The organism is Ruegeria sp. CK3, from assembly GCF_056536565.1.
This window is the reverse complement of the sequence record NZ_JBQFPV010000006.1, coordinates 130,923-148,217: the sequence shown is the minus strand read 5'-3', so window position 1 is coordinate 148,217 and position 17,295 is coordinate 130,923. Positions and strand designations below refer to the sequence as shown.

Genomic DNA, 17,295 nt, shown 5'->3' with positions numbered 1-17,295 from the left:
CGTCTGACTACGATTAAACCGATATAGAGGTGTCTAGGGCGCAATTATAAAGGCCTTTTTGACCTCGGAGCGGTTTTTAGTGAAGATTTTTCTCATTTGTGATCACAGTATTTTAGGGTGTGATCACAAAATTCAACGGATTGACGTTTGATTCGAATCCACGTCGAACGGAGTTTCAAAACCGCTTCAAAATAGGCGGTTGCGACGTTTGCCCTAACATTCCAGGCGGCGGATTAGTGACGTAATGGGCCCGCCGCATAAAAAAACCGGCCCCATTTAGGGCCGATTCTGAGATTGAGTCTTAGAGCGCTTAAGCCAGAGAACCATCAATGCCTTTACAAGCCTCAATCAGACCTTTGACGGCGTTGACCGAGTTTTCAAAGCCCGCTTGTTCGTCTTCGTTCAGCTTTATGTCGACGATACGCTCGATGCCGCCGGCGCCGATGACAGTCGGAACGCCGACATACATGCCGTCAACGCCGAACTCGCCGTTGCAATAGGCCGCGCAAGGCAGAACGCGCTTCTGATCTTTCAGGTAGGCTTCAGCCATTTCGATCGCCGAGGTCGCAGGCGCATAGAAGGCCGAGCCAGTTTTAAGCAGGCCAACGATCTCGGCGCCGCCGTCACGGGTGCGCTGAACGATTGCGTCCAGTTTCTCTTGCGTTGTCCAGCCCATCTCGACCAGATCGGGCAGTGGGATACCGGCGACGGTCGAATAGCGCACCGACGGCACCATTGTGTCGCCGTGGCCGCCCAGAACAAAGGCGGTAACGTCGCGCATCGAGACGTTGAACTCTTCCGACAGGAAGTGTGCGAAACGGGCCGAATCCAGAACGCCCGCCATGCCGCAGACCTTGTTGTGCGGCAGGCCCGAGAATTCGCGCAGAGCCCAAACCATCGCGTCCAGCGGGTTGGTGATGCAGATCACGAATGCGTCGGGCGCGTGAGCTGCGATGCCTTCGCCGACCGATTTCATGACTTTCAGGTTGATGCCAAGCAGGTCATCGCGGCTCATCCCCGGTTTACGGGCGACACCTGCGGTGACGATGCACACGTCTGCGCCTGCGATGTCCGCATAGTCGCTGCTGCCCGACATTGCGGCGTCAAAGCCTTCGGACGGGCCGGACTCGGCGATGTCGAGCGCCTTGCCCTGAGGCAGTCCGTCAGCGATGTCAAACAGGACGACGTCACCGAGTTCTTTGACAGCTGCAAGATGCGCAAGCGTGCCGCCGATGTTCCCAGCGCCGATCAGCGCAATCTTGGGTCTGGCCATTTGGAATATCTCCGGTCGGTATTGAAATCGCGGGTTTGCTAGTCGTTAAATGGCTTTTGCGCAAGGGTCCTGCGGCGCGGCATGCCACCGCATACCGTTTGCCATCCCCAATCCGGTTGCGCTAAACCGCCTGTGAATCAAGCCAATTCCCGGGACGCTGCATGTTTGAATTGAACCTGATGTTTTTTGCAGTCGCGATCCCGGCGGTGATCTTTGCGGGCATCTCGAAGGGTGGGTTCGGCTCGGGCGTTGCCTTTGCATCGTCGTCGATTCTGGCTCTGATACTGACACCGGGGCAGGCGCTGGCGCTGATGTTGCCAATCCTCATGGTGATCGATGTGGCCACGCTGGGACCCTATTGGAAACGTTGGAGCTGGCCGGACTCGCGTCTGCTGATCTTGGGCGCGGTTCCGGGTGTTCTGCTGGGCACCTGGCTATACCGCGTGACAGATGACGACCTGTTGAGGTTGCTGATCGGAGGGATCTCGATTGGGTTCGTGATCTGGCACGTCGCCCAAAGCAAAGGCTGGATTCGCGGTTTCACCCGCCGCTTGCCTGCCTCTGCAGGTCTGTTCGCGGGGCTTGTCGCCGGGTTTACCAGCTTTGTCAGCCATGCCGGAGGTCCCCCGGCTGCCGTTTATCTGTTGTCCCAGCGCCTGTCGAAGACCGAGTTTCAGGCCTCGACCGTTTTGGTGTTCTGGGTGATCAACGCGGCGAAATTCGTGCCCTATGCCTTTCTCGGCCTGTTCACATGGCACACGGCGTTGGCGGATCTTCTACTAACCCCGTTCGCCATTCTGGGAGCCTGGCTGGGCGTCCGGGCGCATTTCATGCTGTCCGAACGCCTGTTCTTTGGTATCGCCTATGTGTTGCTGACCCTGACCGGAGGCAAGCTGATCTGGGACGCATTGACTTAGGTGTTTGGCGGCAGGACATCGGCCATCTGCTCATATGCCTGCCCCGAGGCCAAAAGGCAGGTCATTCCGTCCGGCAGCGTCACCGTGATCGTCCAGCTGCCGGATTGGCCCGAGGCAAACAGCTCCATCACCGCACCCTGACGGGCAATGCCGATCCCCCGGCGCGTTTCGCCATAGGCTTCCGCAAGGCGTTGCAACACATCGGCCCGAGGGGCGCAGTTGCTGGCCTGCGCCTGAACCTGTTGCGCCGCGAGGACCATGATTCCCAGCCCGATTGTCACCTTCAAAACTGTCTTCTTCATCTCTGACCCCATCTGACACCAGTCGCCTGAAGCCTGCGATCAAGAGGGCGATATTGCGTTAAAGCAAAGAGCGTTGCGTCATTTATGCTGCGCTGCGGCGATTTTTACCTTGAACTTTCCTGAGAAAAATGCCCCTTTCTGCGCAACATTATTTCAACGGGAGAGGCCAATGCACCCGCGTCAGCGCCCATATCGCTCGGTTCTTTACATTCCCGGTTCGCGTGACCGGGCGTTGGACAAGGCCCGCACCTTGCCGGTTGATGCCATTATCTTCGATCTCGAAGACGCGGTGGCCGCCGACGAAAAACCCAATGCACGCGAGACCCTCAAGGCAGCTCTGGCCGTTGGGGGATACGGCCCTCGGGTCAAGATCGTGCGCATCAACGGGCTGGATACTCCGTGGGGTGCAGATGACGCCAAAGCCGTGCGCGAGATGGATGCGGATGCGGTTTTGCTGCCCAAGGTGAACTCGGCGGCGGATGTGGATGCTCTGGCCGCGATCACAGGGGACCTGCCGATCTGGGCCATGATGGAGACCCCGCGGGGTATGCTGAATGCAGCCGAGATTGCAGCGCATCCGCTTATGGCGGGTTTCGTGATGGGGACCAACGATTTGGCAAAGGACCTGCAAACCCGGTTCCGTCCCGACCGTCTGCCGCTGATGACCTCGCTCGGCCTATGTCTGCTGGCGGCCAAGGCCGAAGGGCTGATCATCGTTGATGGCGTCTACAACGCCTTCAAGGACACAGACGGTTTGACAGCGGAATGCGAACAGGGCCGCGATATGGGCTTTGATGGCAAGACGCTGATCCACCCGGCGCAGATTGAGGTCACCAATACAGCCTTCGCTCCGTCGGATGACGAGATAGACCTCGCCCGCCGCCAGATCAGCGCGTTTGAGGAAACCGAGGCGCAAGGGCAGGGTGTTGCCGTTGTCGACGGTAAGATCGTCGAAAACCTGCATGTTGTAACTGCCCGCGAAATTCTGGCAAAAGCGGAGGCGATTTCAGCTTTGCAAGCGGGGTAAGCCAGCATGGGCTTTGTTCTTCTGATCCTTGGTGTGGCGCTATGGTGGGCCGCACATCTGTTCAAACGTATCATGCCTGCGCAGCGCGCGGCTATCGGCGAAGGCGGCAAGGGGGCTGTGGCGCTGGCGCTGGTGGCCGCGATCCTGCTGATGATCTTCGGCTACCGCATGACCGAGTTCATCTATGTCTGGGCGCCGCCAAGCTTCATGACCCATATCAACAACTTGTTGGTGCTGATCGCGATCTACATGATGAGCCCGGCCCCCAAGAAAGGCCGTCTGCTGCATAAGCTGCGCCATCCGATGCTGGGCGGGTTCAAGCTGTGGGCCTTTGCGCATCTGCTGGTGAATGGCGATCTGGCCTCGATCATCTTGTTCGGTGGGCTTTTGGCCTGGGCCGTGGTCGAAGTGATCGTTATCAACAAATCCGAACCCGACTGGACCCCTGGCGAACCCGGCACCTATGGCATGGACGCGATGTTCCTTGTTGCCTCGATCGTTCTGCTGGGTGTGATCGGCTATATCCACGGGCTGGTCGGCCCGTCTCCCTTCGGATGATAAGGACCTGAAAAGAATGGCAAAACTCTATCGCCTGCTGACCGAGGAAGACACCTCGGCCTTCTGTCACAAAGTGTCAGATGCCTTGACAAAAGGGTGGGAGCTTTATGGCGATCCCTCCTACGCTTTCGATCAGGCCAACAACGTCATGCGGTGCGCGCAGGCTGTGACCAAAGAGGTCGACGCGGACTATTCACCTGAGATGAAACTGGGACAGCAATAATGGCAAAAACCAATCCGGGCCGCTTTTTCGAGGATTATTCCGTCGGGCAGGTGCTGCCGCACGCCGTTCCGCGCACCGTGACGGAGGGAGAGCGCGGCCTCTACCATGCGCTCTATCCTGCGCGCCATGCGCTGTATTCCTCGGATGAGTTCGCGCGGTCCTGTGGTTTGCAGGAAAGCCCGGTTGATGATCTGGCGGCCTTCCACGTGGTGTTCGGCAAAACGGTGCCCGATATCTCGCTGAATGCAGTGGCCAATCTGGGCTATGCCGAGGGGCGCTGGCTGCTGCCGGTTCATGCGGGTGACACGCTGCGGTCGGTGTCCGAGGTGATCGGGGTCAAGCAGAACTCGAACGGTAAGACTGGCGTGGTCTGGGTGCGGACGCGCGGTCTGAACCAGTTAGACGAAGTGGTCATAGAGTATGTCCGCTGGGTGATGGTGCGCAAGGCAAACCCGGATGCGCCTGCACCGGAAACTGTCGTTCCCGAGTTGAAGAAAGTGCTAGAGCCAAGCGATTTGGTCATCCCCGAGGGGCTGGATTTCTCGAACTACGATTTCACCCTGGCGGGTGAGCCGCATCGTTGGGGCGACTATGAGATCGGCGAAACCATTGATCACGTGGACGGCGTGACGGTGGAAGAGGCCGAGCATATGTTGGCCACACGCCTGTGGCAGAACACGGCCAAGGTGCATTTCGACCTGACCTTCCGCCCCGAAGGCCGCCTGATCTACGGCGGACACGTGATCTCGATGGCGCGTGCTTTGTCGTTCAACGGTCTGGCCAATGCGCAGATGATCGTGGGTCTGAATGGTGGCGCCCATGCCAACCCCTGTTTCGCAGGAGACACGATCAAGGCGTGGTCTGAGGTTCTGGACAAGGCCGAAACCGGCGTACCCGGAGTAGGGGCGATCCGCCTGCGCCTGGTGGCGACCAAAGGCGGCGCGCCGTTCGAGCTGCGCGGCGAAGACGGAAAATACACCTCAAATGTGTTGCTGGATCTCGATTATTGGGCCTTGATGCCGATCTAGTCGGGTTACAGTGATGTGAACACAGCACCCGCAATCCGTGCTAGGGTGGCGGCATGCTTCTACGTTTTCTCACCCTTTTCCTGTGCCTTGCACGCCCCGCCTGGGCATGCGATCTGGCGCTGGCCTTGGCGGTGGATGTCTCTGGCTCTGTCGACAGCAGCGAATACCGCATTCAGATGGATGGCCTCGCCGCTGGGTTGCGTGACCCGGTCGTGTCCGAGGCTTTGGTGCGCGGGCAGGCGCGGGTGATGCTGGTGCAGTGGACGGGCGAATCCCGCCAGCGGGTGACGATCCCGTGGACGAAAATCGACAGCTTTATCGCTCTGGAGACATTCGCTGATCAAGTTGCGCAGGATCCAAGGGTCTGGCGCAATTTCTCGACCGCGATCGGAGAGGCGTTGGAAGCCACCCTGCTGCGGTTTGACGATGTGGCAGAGTGTAGGCGACTGCTGATTGATATCTCGGGCGATGGGGTTTCCAACGAAGGTGTTGAGCCAACACAGATTCACGGCCTTCTGAAAGATCGAGGCGTGACGGTAAACGCCATTGCCATTGAAGAAAGCGAACCGGATCTGACGGCTTATTTCTTTGAGAACGTCATCTTCGGAGAAGGGGCGTTTGTCGTGTCAGCCTCAGGTTTTGCAGACTATCCGGAGCGCATACGAAAAAAGCTGCTGCGCGAGGTGACGCAGCAATCTGCCGGCTTTCGCTGATCGGTAGGGATTCGTGATCACAATGCTTCGGCGTTGAAAACGCTAACATAGAATGATCGCATTGTATTTTGTGATCACACTTTTAAATTGCGTGATCACAATTGGTCAAAATCACCGTTTTTGAGGCAATTTTACCTGTTTTTGCAGGTGCAGCACGTGACAGAAGCGCAAAAACAAGTAAAAAGTCTGGTAGCCAAAGTAAGAGGAGCCGCCATGGCCGATGTCAATCGGGGCAACCGCCCGCTCTCGCCACATATTATGATCTATCGCCCGCAGATGACTTCCATGTCGTCCATTATGGTTCGGTTTTCCGGCCTCGGGGTTTTCGCCGTTGCCATTCTGGTTGTCTGGTGGTTGCTGGCCGCGTCAACTTCGGAAAGTGCATTTGCGCTGATCGACGGGTTCCTGACCAGCTGGTTCGGTAAGCTGATCCTCATCGTCGCGACCTGGGCGCTTTGGTATCACACGCTGGGCCGCCTGCGTCACGTGTTCTGGGACTTCGGCTACTGCCTCGACGTGAACACCTCGGAAAAACTGGGGATGGGCATGTTCATCGGGGCCACCGTCCTGACCATTCTCACCGTGCTTGTGGTTTAAGGAGACGGAGATGCGATATCTGACCGACCGCAAACGCGCGCAGGGCCTGGGCGCAGGGAAATCGGGAACACAAACCCATTGGCGTACCATGGTGCGCGCGATGATCCTGACCGTGCTGGTTCCCATATTTATCATCACCTTCGGAATGGGCCTCGGCGGCACGTACGAAGAGGTTCTGGCCTATTTCAGCCGTCCCTTCCCTGCGATTGTCACCGCCCTGACGCTGGTCGTGGGCCTGCAGCAGCTTATGTATGAGGCGCAGGAAACCATCGAAGACTATATCCATGGCATTCTTGAGAAAATCTCTCTCGTTGCGATGTGGGCGCTTGGCTACACGCTGATGGCTGCGGGGCTGTTTGCCCTGGTCAAGCTGGCCCTGTGACGCGCGATAAGGAACAAGAACAATGACAGCAGCATATGAATATGAAACCCACGAATACGACGTTGTCGTCGTAGGTGCAGGTGGGGCTGGTCTGCGGGCAACATTGGGCATGGCCGAGCAGGGTCTACGTACAGCCTGTGTCACCAAAGTGTTTCCGACACGCTCACACACGGTTGCCGCGCAAGGTGGTATTGCCGCGTCCCTGTCCAACATGGGGCCTGACCATTGGCAATGGCACATGTACGACACCGTAAAGGGCTCGGACTGGCTGGGTGACACCGATGCGATGGAGTACCTAGCGCGCGAGGCTCCCAAGGCAGTTTATGAGCTGGAACACTACGGCGTGCCCTTCAGCCGTACGGAAGAGGGTAAAATCTATCAGCGTCCCTTCGGCGGTCACACCACCGAGTTTGGCGAAGGCCCTGCCGTGCAGCGTACCTGCGCGGCCGCAGACCGGACCGGTCACGCGATCCTGCATACGCTTTATGGACAATCGCTGAAAAACAACGCTGAATTCTACATCGAATATTTCGCCATCGACCTGATCATGTCCGAGGACGGGCAGTGTCAGGGCGTCGTCTGCTGGAAGCTGGACGACGGCACGATGCATGTCTTCAACGCCAAGATGGTTGTACTGGCGACCGGCGGTTACGGTCGTGCTTATTTCAGCGCGACCTCGGCCCATACCTGCACCGGCGACGGTGGCGGCATGGTGGCCCGTGCCGGTCTGGCCCTGCAGGATATGGAGTTCGTTCAGTTTCACCCGACTGGAATCTACGGCTCGGGTTGCCTAATCACCGAGGGTGCTCGGGGTGAGGGCGGTTACCTGACCAACTCTGAAGGTGAGCGTTTCATGGAGCGCTATGCGCCCCAGTATAAGGACTTGGCGCCGCGCGACTATGTCTCGCGTTCGATGACGATGGAGATTCGCGAAGGTCGTGGTCACGGTGATGATGGCGACCACATCCACCTGAACCTCAGCCACTTGCCAGCCGAGGCGCTGGCGGAACGGCTGCCGGGAATCTCGGAATCGGCGCGTGTCTTTGCTGGTGTGGACGTTACCAAGGAACCCATCCCGGTTCTGCCGACCGTGCACTACAATATGGGCGGTATTCCGACGAATTATTGGGGTGAGGTCCTCAACCCCACCGCCGACAACCCAACTGCCGTTGTTCCCGGTCTGATGGCAGTGGGCGAAGCGGGCTGTGCTTCGGTCCACGGCGCCAACCGTCTGGGATCTAACTCTCTGATCGATTTGGTCGTCTTTGGTCGCGCGGCGGCCATCCGGGCCGGTAAAGTAGTGGACGCAGACGCGCCGAACCCTGTGCTGAATCAGGCATCGGTTGACAAGGCATTTGATCGGTTTGACGCCGTACGGAACGCCTCGGGCGCAGTCCCGACCGCTGACCTGCGGCTTGAAATGCAAAAGACCATGCAGCAGGACGCGGCTGTGTTCCGGACCGCCAAGACCATGGCGGAGGGTGTCGAAAAGATGACAGCGATCGCGGCTAAGATGGACGATCTGAAGGTTTCGGACCGGTCGCTGGTTTGGAACAGTGACCTGATGGAGTCACTGGAACTGACCAACCTGATGCCGAGCGCTCTGGCCACCATTGTGGGGGCCGAAGCGCGCAAAGAGTCCCGTGGCGCACATGCGCATGAGGATTTCGCAGAGCGCGACGATGAGAACTGGCGTGTCCACACCGTCAGCCGGGTCGAGGGTAACAAGGTTGAACTCAGTTACCGTCCGGTGATCGTTGATCCTCTGACCAACGAGGATCAGGGCGGCATCAGCCTCAAGAAAATCGCGCCCAAAGCGCGGACGTTCTAAGTAGGAGCAACCATCAGGCAATGCGGTGCAAGCGCCACATACCCACCGACACGACAAACGCCCCTTTCGGGCGTGGTGAGGGGTGCTTGCCATGACGGTTGAACAGCTGCCCTCGGGTCCGCGAGACCCCAAGATCATCCTGATCGGTCTGAACCGCTGCGCCACCACGTCGCTGCACAAGCTGTTTCAGAACAGCGGCATCGCGTCGGTGCATTGGGTGGATGATCAAGGGGACAATCTGGCCCAGAAAATGGTGACGAATATCGCCATGGGTCGGAAACCGCTGTATGGGTTCGGCTCGGTCCGGGCCTTTACTGACATTGCTTTTGTGAATGCCCGGTTCATGCTGGATGGCACGCGGTTCTTCCGCGATTTGCACGCCGCGTATCCGGATGCCTATTTCCTGCTGAACACGCGCGATCGTGAGGATTGGATTTCGTCGCGCGCGCTGCACAGCAATGGCGGCTATCTCGAACGCTGCTGCAAGGCCAACGGGATGGGCGCAGACGAGGTGAAACAGGGCTGGCGCCGGATGTATGACGTACACCACGCCGAGGTGCAGGCCCATTTCGACGGGAACCCAAGGTTCCTGCGCTTTGATATCGACCGCGATGACCCTCAGGCGATTGCTGATTGGTTGTCTGCGGATTTTGACGTGAACACTGCCCATTGGGGGCACCATAATCGAGGCGCGTCTGACCGCGCCCGGACAGGCTGAATGGAGAATTGACATGGTTCAACTGACCCTGCCCAAGAATTCCCGGATCACCACCGGTAAGACATGGCCCAAACCGGACGGCGCGAAGAACCTGCGCAAGTTCCAGATCTATCGCTGGAACCCCGATGACGGCCAGAACCCGCGTGTCGACACGTATTTCGTCGATATGGACACCTGCGGTCCGATGATTCTGGACGCGCTGATCAAGATCAAGAACGAGATCGATCCGACCCTGACCTTCCGCCGTTCGTGCCGGGAAGGGATCTGTGGCTCCTGCGCGATGAATATCGATGGGATCAACACGCTGGCCTGTATCTACGGCATGGATGAGATCAAGGGCGACGTAAAGATCTATCCGCTGCCACATATGCCGGTGGTCAAGGACCTGATCCCCGATCTGACGCATTTCTACGCGCAGCATGCCTCGATCATGCCGTGGCTGGAAACCAAGACCAACCGTCCCGCGAAAGAGTGGAAGCAGTCAATCGAAGACCGCAAGAAGCTGGACGGCCTGTATGAATGCGTGATGTGCGCCAGCTGCTCGACCTCCTGCCCGAGCTACTGGTGGAACGGCGACCGCTACCTTGGCCCCGCAGCTTTGCTGCACGCCTACCGCTGGATCATCGACAGCCGTGATGAAGCCACGGGCGAGCGTCTGGATGAGCTGGAAGATCCCTTCAAGCTGTATCGCTGCCACACGATCATGAACTGTGCCAAGACCTGCCCGAAGGGTCTTAACCCGGCTGCGGCGATTGCGCAGATCAAGAAGATGATGGTCGAACGCTCTGTCTGATCGACCGATGCGCTTGCCGTGCTGCGGCAAGCGCAAGCCCCCTTTGCAAAAACGTCTGATGTCGTCGGACCACCGACGCGGTAAATTTGCAGAAGGGAGGAGTGATAAAATCAGGATCACTCTGATGAGTACACAATCAAACACACCGAAAGCTGACGCCAAGGAAGCTCTGACCCTGTTGGAGCAAGCTTGGGCGTATTACTCGCCTGAACCAGCTGTCGCAGAAGATCAGCGAGAGCCTGAACTGTTCGAATACGCAAACGCAGCGTGACACCAGCCTTGCCATTTGCGGCTGGAACGGGCCAAACAGATCTATGCCTGTTCTTCTGCTTCTTCTGGCCGCTGGGGTTTTCGCCTATTTCTTCTGGCGGTCCCGCACGTCTTCGCTGACACGCGATTGTCGCTGGCGACAGCATCGAGACGAGGATCTGTGGGTCTGCGCCTTTTGCGGCGCGAGATCCGACGGATCAGATCGTCCTTCGAAATGTCTGCGGCAATCAATCGGCAAATAGAAATCGGGCCGAGACAAGCTCGGCCCGTTTCACGTTATGCTGCGTCCGAGAAGGCCGCTTGCAGCGCGATCTCGACCATGTCGCCAAAGCTGCGCTCCCGCTCTGACGAGGGCAGGGCCTCGCCCGTCAGCAGGTGGTCCGAGACGGTCAGAACCGCAAGTGCCCGGCATTTGTGTCTGGCGGCGAGGATATACAGCTCGGCCGCTTCCATCTCGACCCCCAGAATGCCGTGACGCACCATCTGTTCGTTCAGATCGGGGCGTTCATCATAGAACACATCTGACGAATAAATCCCGCCCACATGGGTCGGTGTCCCCTTGGCTGCCGCCGCATTGGCCGCAGCCTGCAACAGGCCCCAATCGGCGCAGGGGGCGAAGTTCAGTTCCTTCATGATGCCCCGGGACGGCGTGCTGAGCGTGGTCGATGTCATAGCAAGAATAACATCGCGGACATTGACGCTCTCCTGCATACCACCGCAGGAGCCGATGCGGATCAATGTCTTTGCGCCGAAATCCCGGATCAATTCGTTCACGTAAATGGAAAGCGAGGGCATCCCCATGCCGCTGCCCTGAATGGTGACAGGGTTCCCTTTCCACGTACCGGTAAACCCGAGCATGCCGCGCACGTCGTTGACCAACCTTACGTCATCCAAAAACGTTTCCGCCGCCCATTTCGCCCGATAGGGATCTCCGGGCAAAAGAACGGTTTCTGCGATGTCACCTTTTTCTGCGCCAATGTGGATTGTCATTTCTGAAACGACCTCAAATTTAGATTTCCAACTCGGCGATATCGGAGCCGGAATTCAGCGCGTCATGGACCCATCGAGGCTTGCGTCCACGGCCGGTCCAGGTTTGATCTGGGGCGTTTGGGTTGCGGTATTTTGCTTTTGATTTCTGGATTTTGGCGCCTTTTGGGGCGGCGTCCGAAAGCTCGGACAAGGAAAATCCGAATTCGGCTGCGGCTTTTTCCGCGGCTTCCAGAGCGGCTTTGCGCTCGCGCTTTTCGGCATTTACCAGGGCCTTATCGATATCGCTGCGCAATTGCAGAAGTTCATTGCGCGACATGTTTTCAAGCTCAAGTCCCATTATAATTCCTCTTTCAGACGTGAGTGGTTGTGGTTGTAAAATACGAGCCGTATTTCCACACGCCGATATAGGCTATTCCCTTCATTTCGGGAATAGCCATCAAGAGTTTTTCAAAACGGGTCGTTATTCGGCGGCGATTTCCTGTGGGTCCACCAGCGCGACGATGTCGCCCATAATGGCGTTCAGCTCGAAATTCTTGGGCGTGTAGATTCTGGCAACGCCCATTTTCTTCAAAGCGTCTGCGTCATCGTCCGGAATAATTCCTCCTACAATGACAGGCACGTGCGACAGGCCTGCCTGTTTCAGGCGGGTCATTACATCTTCGACCAGGGGTAGATGACTGCCAGACAGGATCGACAAACCGATCACATGGGCATCATCCTCGGACGCGGCCGAGACGATTTCTTCTGGCGTCAGGCGAATGCCCTCATAGCTGATATCCATGCCGCAATCGCGGGCGCGGAAAGCAATCTGCTCGGCTCCGTTGGAATGGCCATCCAACCCCGGCTTGCCGACCAGGAATTTCAAGCGACGCCCCAAACGGTCACTGACTGCATCGACCGACGCGCGCAGGTCCTCCAACCCTTCGGTCTTGTTCGAGACCGAGCCGGACACGCCGGTTGGGCCACGGTAGGTGCCGTAGACCTTGCGCATTTCCTCGGCCCATTCGCCCGTGGTTGCACCGGCCTTGGCCGCAGCAATCGAGGGCTCCATGACATTCGCCCCGGTTTGCGCCGCCTCGCGCAGGGCAGCCAGCGCCGCTGCTACGGCTACCTCATCACGTTCGGACCGCCATTCGTTCAGACGATTGATCTGCTCCTGCTCGACCGCGGGGTCCACGACCATGATGCCGCCGTCCTCGGTTTGCAGAGGCGAGGGTTCACCATCGACCCATTTGTTCACACCGACCACAATGGTTTCGTTCCGTTCAATGCGGTTCAGGCGTTCGGCATTGGAATCGACCAGTCGGGACTTCATGTATTCGATCGAGGCTACGGCACCGCCCATGGAGTCGAGATTGGCCAACTCGGCCCGCGCGCCTTCTTTGAGTTCTTCGACCTTGGCATCTACCGCCGGGTTCCCGTCGAACAGATCGCCATATTCCAGCAGGTCAGTCTCGTAGGCCAGAATCTGCTGCATGCGCATCGACCATTGCTGATCCCAGGGGCGCGGCAGGCCCAGAGCTTCGTTCCACGCGGGCAATTGAACCGCACGGGCGCGCGCCTTTTTCGACAGGGTCACAGCCAGCATTTCGATCAGGATGCGGTAGACGTTGTTTTCCGGCTGCTGTTCGGTCAGTCCAAGTGAGTTTACCTGAACGCCATAGCGGAATCTGCGGAACTTGGGGTTCTCAACGCCGTATCGTTGTTGAAGGATTTCATCCCAAAGATCCACAAAAGCCCGCATTTTACACATTTCGGTAACAAAGCGGATACCAGCATTCACGAAGAAGGAAATACGTCCGCACAGGGTAGGGAAGTCCTCGGCGGGCACCCGCGGGCGTAGTTCATCCAGCACAGCGATGGCGGTCGCCAGCGCATAGGCAAGCTCCTGCTCCGGTGTCGCGCCGGCCTCCTGCAGGTGATAGGAACACACGTTCATCGGGTTCCATTTTGGCACGTTGGTATAGCAATACTCGGCCACATCAGCGATCATCTTCAAAGACGGCTTGGGTGGGCAGACATAGGTACCGCGGCTGAGATACTCCTTGATCAAGTCATTCTGAACGGTGCCCTGCAGCTTTGAGACATCCGCGCCCTGTTCCTCTGCCACGGCGATGTAAAGCGCCAGCAGCCACGGGGCCGTCGCGTTGATCGTCATAGAGGTGTTCATCTGCTCCAGCGGGATCTGATCAAACAGGACCCGCATGTCGCCCAGATGGCAGATCGGCACACCCACTTTGCCGACCTCTCCGCGCGCCAGTGTGTGGTCGCTGTCATAGCCCGTTTGAGTCGGCAGATCGAATGCCACAGACAGGCCGGTCTGACCTTTGGCGAGGTTGCCGCGATATAGCGCGTTCGAGGCCTTGGCGGTGGAATGACCGGCATAGGTTCGGATCAGCCAGGGGCGGTCTTTCTGCATCTGCGTCATGGGCGGGCCTCGTGTTTCGGTGAGCAACAAAATTACGTCTAGGGGTTCTAAATCGCAATTTTCAGGCATTGTCAATTCGCTGCGTTGCGGCATACGCGAATTGTCTAGATTGTGAGCCGTCTCGTTTGGTGGCAGTGTGGCCCGATGTTGAGAACCGTGGAACTTCCGCTGTGGCTATTCCTGTTGATCGTGGTCTTTGCCATGGTCACTTTTGCCTCGCATTTTCTGTTCCCGTCTGTCCGCTGGTTCTTTCGCCGCAGGCTTGAGAGGGCGGTCTCTCGGTTAAACAAGCGCCTGCAGCGGCCGATCCAACCGTTCAAACTGGCACGGCGGCACGACATGATCCAGCGGCTCATCTATGATCCTCAGGTCGGGCAAGCGGTGCAGCAGCATGCCCATGACGAAGGTATCCCCGAAGCCGTTGCGTTCGAACAAGCGCGCCGATACGCGCGTGAGATCGTGCCCTCCTTTTCGGCATTTGCCTATTTCAGCTTTGCCATTCGCCTGTCCCGATTGCTGAGCAACGCGTTCTACAACGTGCATCTCAGCTATAAGGATGAAAGCGCGATCAAGGATATCGACCCCGAAGCGACGGTTGTCTTTGTGATGAACCATCGCAGCAATATGGACTATGTTCTGGTCACCTATCTGGCGGCGCAGCAATCCGCCCTGTCCTATGCCGTTGGCGAATGGGCAAGGGTTTGGCCGCTTAGTCGGTTGATCCGAGCAATGGGCGCGTATTTCATCCGGCGCAAATCGGGCAGTGAGCTGTATCGTCAGGTTCTGGCCAGCTATGTCCGCCACGCGACCGAAGCGGGTGTAACGCAGGCAATGTTCCCCGAAGGCGGGCTCAGCCTTACCGGGGCTTTGGGGCGACCTAAACTAGGACTACTGAAATACATTATCGACGGCACCTCGCCCGACGGGCGCGATGTCGTGTTTGTGCCGGTGGCCCTGAACTATGATCGCGTGCTCGAAGACACGATCCTGACGCGTGCCGCTCTCGGAACTGATCGACGTTTTCGTGCACGGATCGGGGTGATCACAAGCTGGGTTCTCAAGCAGATCTGGCGTCGGCTGATCGGTCGCTACAAGCGGTTCGGATTGGCCGCGGTTCGCTATGGTAGGCCGATCTCACTTAAAGAATTCGAGGCGCAGTCTGGTGATGACGTGATGACTGACCTCGCGCGTGCGTTGATGAAACGGATTGGCGCGGCGATTCCCTTGGTACCCGGACCGGCCGCCTGCTGGCTGCTGCGCGAGAATGGCTCAATGCCCGAAGAGGACGTGCGGAGTCGAATCCTTGCCCTTATGGAATCTGATGGTCTTGCGTTCGCGGAGGCTCAGGACGCCATCACAAGCGCGGTGGATCAAATGGTCGAACGGCGCATTCTGACGCGTGAAGACGGGGTTTTGAATCTGTCCGGGCAGCGCGAGGATCTTATGCAATACTACGCAGAGTCAGTGCCCGAACATGTGAAATCCGCCAATGCTGCGCCCGCAAAAGACGTTTCTGCACCCGCTGGGTCATAAAATTACAAAAATAGACCAAAGATGGTTGCAATGTTGCGCAACCCCTCCTATCCCTCTGTAGGAGAGGCGGCGATTCTGCGCCGCGGCAAAGATTTAGAAAAGGAGGCCAGCATGGCTTTGGACACCGAAAGCGGTATCGCGTCGTACGAGGCACCCGAAAAGGACCTCTATGAAATGGGGGAAATCCCTCCGATGGGGTTTGTGCCCAAGCAGATGTACGCTTGGGCGATCCGCAAAGAGCGTCACGGAGAACCAAATACTGCGATGCAGCAGGAAGTGGTTGATGTTCCCGAGTTGGACAGCAACGAGGTTCTCGTCCTCGTGATGGCGGCGGGCGTCAATTATAACGGCGTCTGGGCCGCTTTGGGCCAGCCGATCAGCCCGTTTGATGGCCACAAGGCCCCGTACCACATCGCTGGTTCGGATGCGTCGGGCATCGTTTGGGCCGTGGGTGACAAGGTCAAGCGCTGGAAAGTTGGCGATGAGGTGGTGATCCACTGCAACCAGGACGATGGCGACGATGAGGAATGCAACGGCGGCGATCCGATGTACTCGCCCAGCCAGCGCATCTGGGGCTATGAGACCCCAGACGGGTCGTTCAGCCAATTCACCCGCGTGCAGGCGCAACAGCTGATGCCGCGTCCCAAGCACCTGACCTGGGAGCAGGCGGCGTGCTATACCCTGACGCTCGCTACGGCCTACCGGATGCTGTTCGGGCACGAGCCCCATGACCTGAAGCCCGGCCAGAACGTTCTGGTTTGGGGAGCGTCGGGTGGTCTGGGCTCTTACGCGATCCAGTTGATCAACACGGCCGGTGCAAATGCGATCGGTGTGATCTCCGACGAAAGCAAACGGGATTTCGTGATGGGGTTGGGCGCCAAAGGCGTTCTGAACCGCAAGGACTTCAACTGCTGGGGTCAGCTGCCCACGGTCAACACACCCGAATACGCTGAGTGGTTCAAAGAGGCCCGTAAGTTCGGCAAAGCGATCTGGGATATCACCGGTAAGGGCAATAACGTTGATATGGTGTTTGAACACCCTGGCGAAAGCACCTTCCCAGTGTCGACCTTCGTGGTGAAAAAGGGCGGCATGGTCGTGATTTGTGCCGGTACCACCGGGTTCAATTGCACTTTTGACGTGCGCTACATGTGGATGCACCAGAAACGCCTACAGGGGTCGCATTTTGCGCATCTGAAGCAAGCGGCAGCCGCCAACAAGCTGATGGTCGAACGCCGTCTAGACCCCTGCATGTCGGAAGTGTTCGCGTGGAACGATCTGCCCGAAGCGCATATGAAAATGCTGCGCAACGAGCACAAGCCGGGCAACATGTCGGTTCTGGTTCAGGCCCCGCGCACTGGCATGCGCACTTTGGAAGAGGTTTTAGACGCGCGTCCATAAGCCCATACTGAAATTAACAAAAAACACCCGCGAATCGGAACTCCGATACGCGGGTGTTCTGCCTTCTTGGAGGGCCCTTTTTTGATTCAACAGGTTGGAATTTTGCCCCTCGCCATTTTGGGGGAGTAGAAACCGGTGAATAGGTCAAAAAGATCGCACATGCTATGGTTGTGTTAACACTTCGTTAACTGTTTCAGAGAGACCCTAATGGCGCAAAATGAGTGGATACTGGACGTATTGTCGGACCTCAACGCGTTCGCTGTCGCGAATGGGTTGACTGCCTTGGCCGAACAGCTGGACGACACCAAGCTGAT

At 57.9% G+C, this 17,295-nt stretch carries 19 protein-coding genes; 14 read left to right on the top strand and 5 right to left on the bottom strand.

What is annotated here, in order from left to right:
* Positions 1 to 310: 310 nt before the first annotated feature.
* Positions 311 to 1,273 carry a malate dehydrogenase gene (gene mdh / locus ACR0C3_RS10110; RefSeq protein ID WP_170378975.1) on the bottom strand — a complete coding sequence of 321 codons (963 nt, stop codon included), beginning with the start codon at positions 1,271 to 1,273 and terminating at the stop codon, positions 311 to 313.
* Between the two features lie 161 nt (positions 1,274 to 1,434).
* Here mdh and ACR0C3_RS10105 point away from each other — a divergent pair, with 161 nt between their 5' ends.
* A complete protein-coding gene (locus tag ACR0C3_RS10105; RefSeq protein WP_480758301.1) occupies positions 1,435 to 2,190 on the top strand; it encodes a sulfite exporter TauE/SafE family protein in 756 nt (251 codons plus the stop codon).
* Here the strand turns inward: ACR0C3_RS10105 and ACR0C3_RS10100 are convergent.
* Positions 2,187 to 2,492 carry a hypothetical protein gene (locus ACR0C3_RS10100; protein WP_480758299.1) on the bottom strand — a complete coding sequence of 102 codons (306 nt, stop codon included), beginning with the start codon at positions 2,490 to 2,492 and terminating at the stop codon, positions 2,187 to 2,189. The genes ACR0C3_RS10105 and ACR0C3_RS10100 overlap by 4 nt on opposite strands.
* 169 nt (positions 2,493 to 2,661) lie before the next feature.
* Between ACR0C3_RS10100 and ACR0C3_RS10095 the strand changes: the two genes are divergently transcribed.
* The 11 genes from ACR0C3_RS10095 (at position 2,662) to ACR0C3_RS10045 (ending at position 10,633) form a co-directional block, all read left to right on the top strand.
* Entirely contained in the window at positions 2,662 to 3,519 is an 858-nt protein-coding gene (locus ACR0C3_RS10095; RefSeq protein WP_480758298.1) for an HpcH/HpaI aldolase/citrate lyase family protein, read from the top strand.
* A 6-nt stretch (positions 3,520 to 3,525) separates the two neighbouring features.
* Positions 3,526 to 4,077, top strand: a complete 552-nt coding sequence (locus ACR0C3_RS10090) for an NnrU family protein (RefSeq protein WP_480758297.1) — start codon at positions 3,526 to 3,528, stop codon at positions 4,075 to 4,077.
* A gap of 16 nt (positions 4,078 to 4,093) precedes the next feature.
* Positions 4,094 to 4,300 (top strand): DUF1737 domain-containing protein, encoded by a 207-nt coding sequence (locus ACR0C3_RS10085; protein ID WP_480758296.1) that lies wholly within the window; start codon positions 4,094 to 4,096, stop codon positions 4,298 to 4,300.
* Complete coding sequence (locus ACR0C3_RS10080; protein ID WP_480758294.1) at positions 4,300 to 5,328, top strand: MaoC family dehydratase; 1,029 nt, start codon at positions 4,300 to 4,302, stop codon at positions 5,326 to 5,328. The genes ACR0C3_RS10085 and ACR0C3_RS10080 overlap by 1 nt, the downstream gene beginning before the upstream one ends.
* 53 nt (positions 5,329 to 5,381) lie before the next feature.
* Complete coding sequence (locus tag ACR0C3_RS10075; RefSeq protein WP_480758293.1) at positions 5,382 to 6,041, top strand: DUF1194 domain-containing protein; 660 nt, start codon at positions 5,382 to 5,384, stop codon at positions 6,039 to 6,041.
* Positions 6,042 to 6,254: 213 nt separating this feature from the next.
* Positions 6,255 to 6,638, top strand: coding sequence for a succinate dehydrogenase, cytochrome b556 subunit (gene sdhC / locus ACR0C3_RS10070; RefSeq protein WP_170378960.1), 384 nt, complete (start codon positions 6,255 to 6,257; stop codon positions 6,636 to 6,638).
* Positions 6,639 to 6,648: 10 nt separating this feature from the next.
* A complete protein-coding gene (locus ACR0C3_RS10065; protein WP_170468973.1) occupies positions 6,649 to 7,020 on the top strand; it encodes a succinate dehydrogenase, hydrophobic membrane anchor protein in 372 nt (123 codons plus the stop codon).
* Positions 7,021 to 7,042: 22 nt separating this feature from the next.
* On the top strand, positions 7,043 to 8,851 hold the full coding sequence (gene sdhA, locus ACR0C3_RS10060) for a succinate dehydrogenase flavoprotein subunit (protein WP_170378956.1): 1,809 nt from the start codon (positions 7,043 to 7,045) through the stop codon (positions 8,849 to 8,851).
* A 91-nt stretch (positions 8,852 to 8,942) separates the two neighbouring features.
* Positions 8,943 to 9,569 carry a sulfotransferase gene (locus tag ACR0C3_RS10055; RefSeq protein ID WP_480758291.1) on the top strand — a complete coding sequence of 209 codons (627 nt, stop codon included), beginning with the start codon at positions 8,943 to 8,945 and terminating at the stop codon, positions 9,567 to 9,569.
* A 13-nt stretch (positions 9,570 to 9,582) separates the two neighbouring features.
* Positions 9,583 to 10,362: a succinate dehydrogenase iron-sulfur subunit gene (locus ACR0C3_RS10050; protein ID WP_170462678.1), complete on the top strand. Its 780-nt coding sequence runs from the start codon at positions 9,583 to 9,585 to the stop codon at positions 10,360 to 10,362.
* A gap of 124 nt (positions 10,363 to 10,486) precedes the next feature.
* Positions 10,487 to 10,633, top strand: coding sequence for a hypothetical protein (locus ACR0C3_RS10045; RefSeq protein WP_475219313.1), 147 nt, complete (start codon positions 10,487 to 10,489; stop codon positions 10,631 to 10,633).
* Between the two features lie 275 nt (positions 10,634 to 10,908).
* On the opposite strand, the gene deoD is transcribed toward ACR0C3_RS10045, so the two are convergent.
* The 3 genes from deoD to ACR0C3_RS10030 all read right to left on the bottom strand — a co-directional run bounded on the left by deoD (position 10,909) and on the right by ACR0C3_RS10030 (position 14,050).
* The gene (gene deoD / locus ACR0C3_RS10040) at positions 10,909 to 11,622 is read right to left on the bottom strand and encodes a purine-nucleoside phosphorylase (protein WP_480758290.1); all 714 of its coding nucleotides are present in this window, start codon (positions 11,620 to 11,622) and stop codon (positions 10,909 to 10,911) included.
* A gap of 19 nt (positions 11,623 to 11,641) precedes the next feature.
* Positions 11,642 to 11,959 (bottom strand): H-NS histone family protein, encoded by a 318-nt coding sequence (locus tag ACR0C3_RS10035; RefSeq protein WP_480758288.1) that lies wholly within the window; start codon positions 11,957 to 11,959, stop codon positions 11,642 to 11,644.
* A 123-nt stretch (positions 11,960 to 12,082) separates the two neighbouring features.
* Positions 12,083 to 14,050, bottom strand: a complete 1,968-nt coding sequence (locus ACR0C3_RS10030) for a methylmalonyl-CoA mutase family protein (RefSeq protein ID WP_480758287.1) — start codon at positions 14,048 to 14,050, stop codon at positions 12,083 to 12,085.
* 144 nt (positions 14,051 to 14,194) lie between these two features.
* On the opposite strand from ACR0C3_RS10030, the gene ACR0C3_RS10025 reads away from it, so the two are divergent.
* Both ACR0C3_RS10025 and ccrA read left to right on the top strand, forming a co-directional pair.
* Complete coding sequence (locus ACR0C3_RS10025; RefSeq protein ID WP_480758286.1) at positions 14,195 to 15,583, top strand: 1-acyl-sn-glycerol-3-phosphate acyltransferase; 1,389 nt, start codon at positions 14,195 to 14,197, stop codon at positions 15,581 to 15,583.
* A 111-nt stretch (positions 15,584 to 15,694) separates the two neighbouring features.
* A complete protein-coding gene (gene ccrA, locus ACR0C3_RS10020; RefSeq protein ID WP_170468948.1) occupies positions 15,695 to 16,981 on the top strand; it encodes a crotonyl-CoA carboxylase/reductase in 1,287 nt (428 codons plus the stop codon).
* Positions 16,982 to 17,295 lie beyond the last annotated feature (314 nt).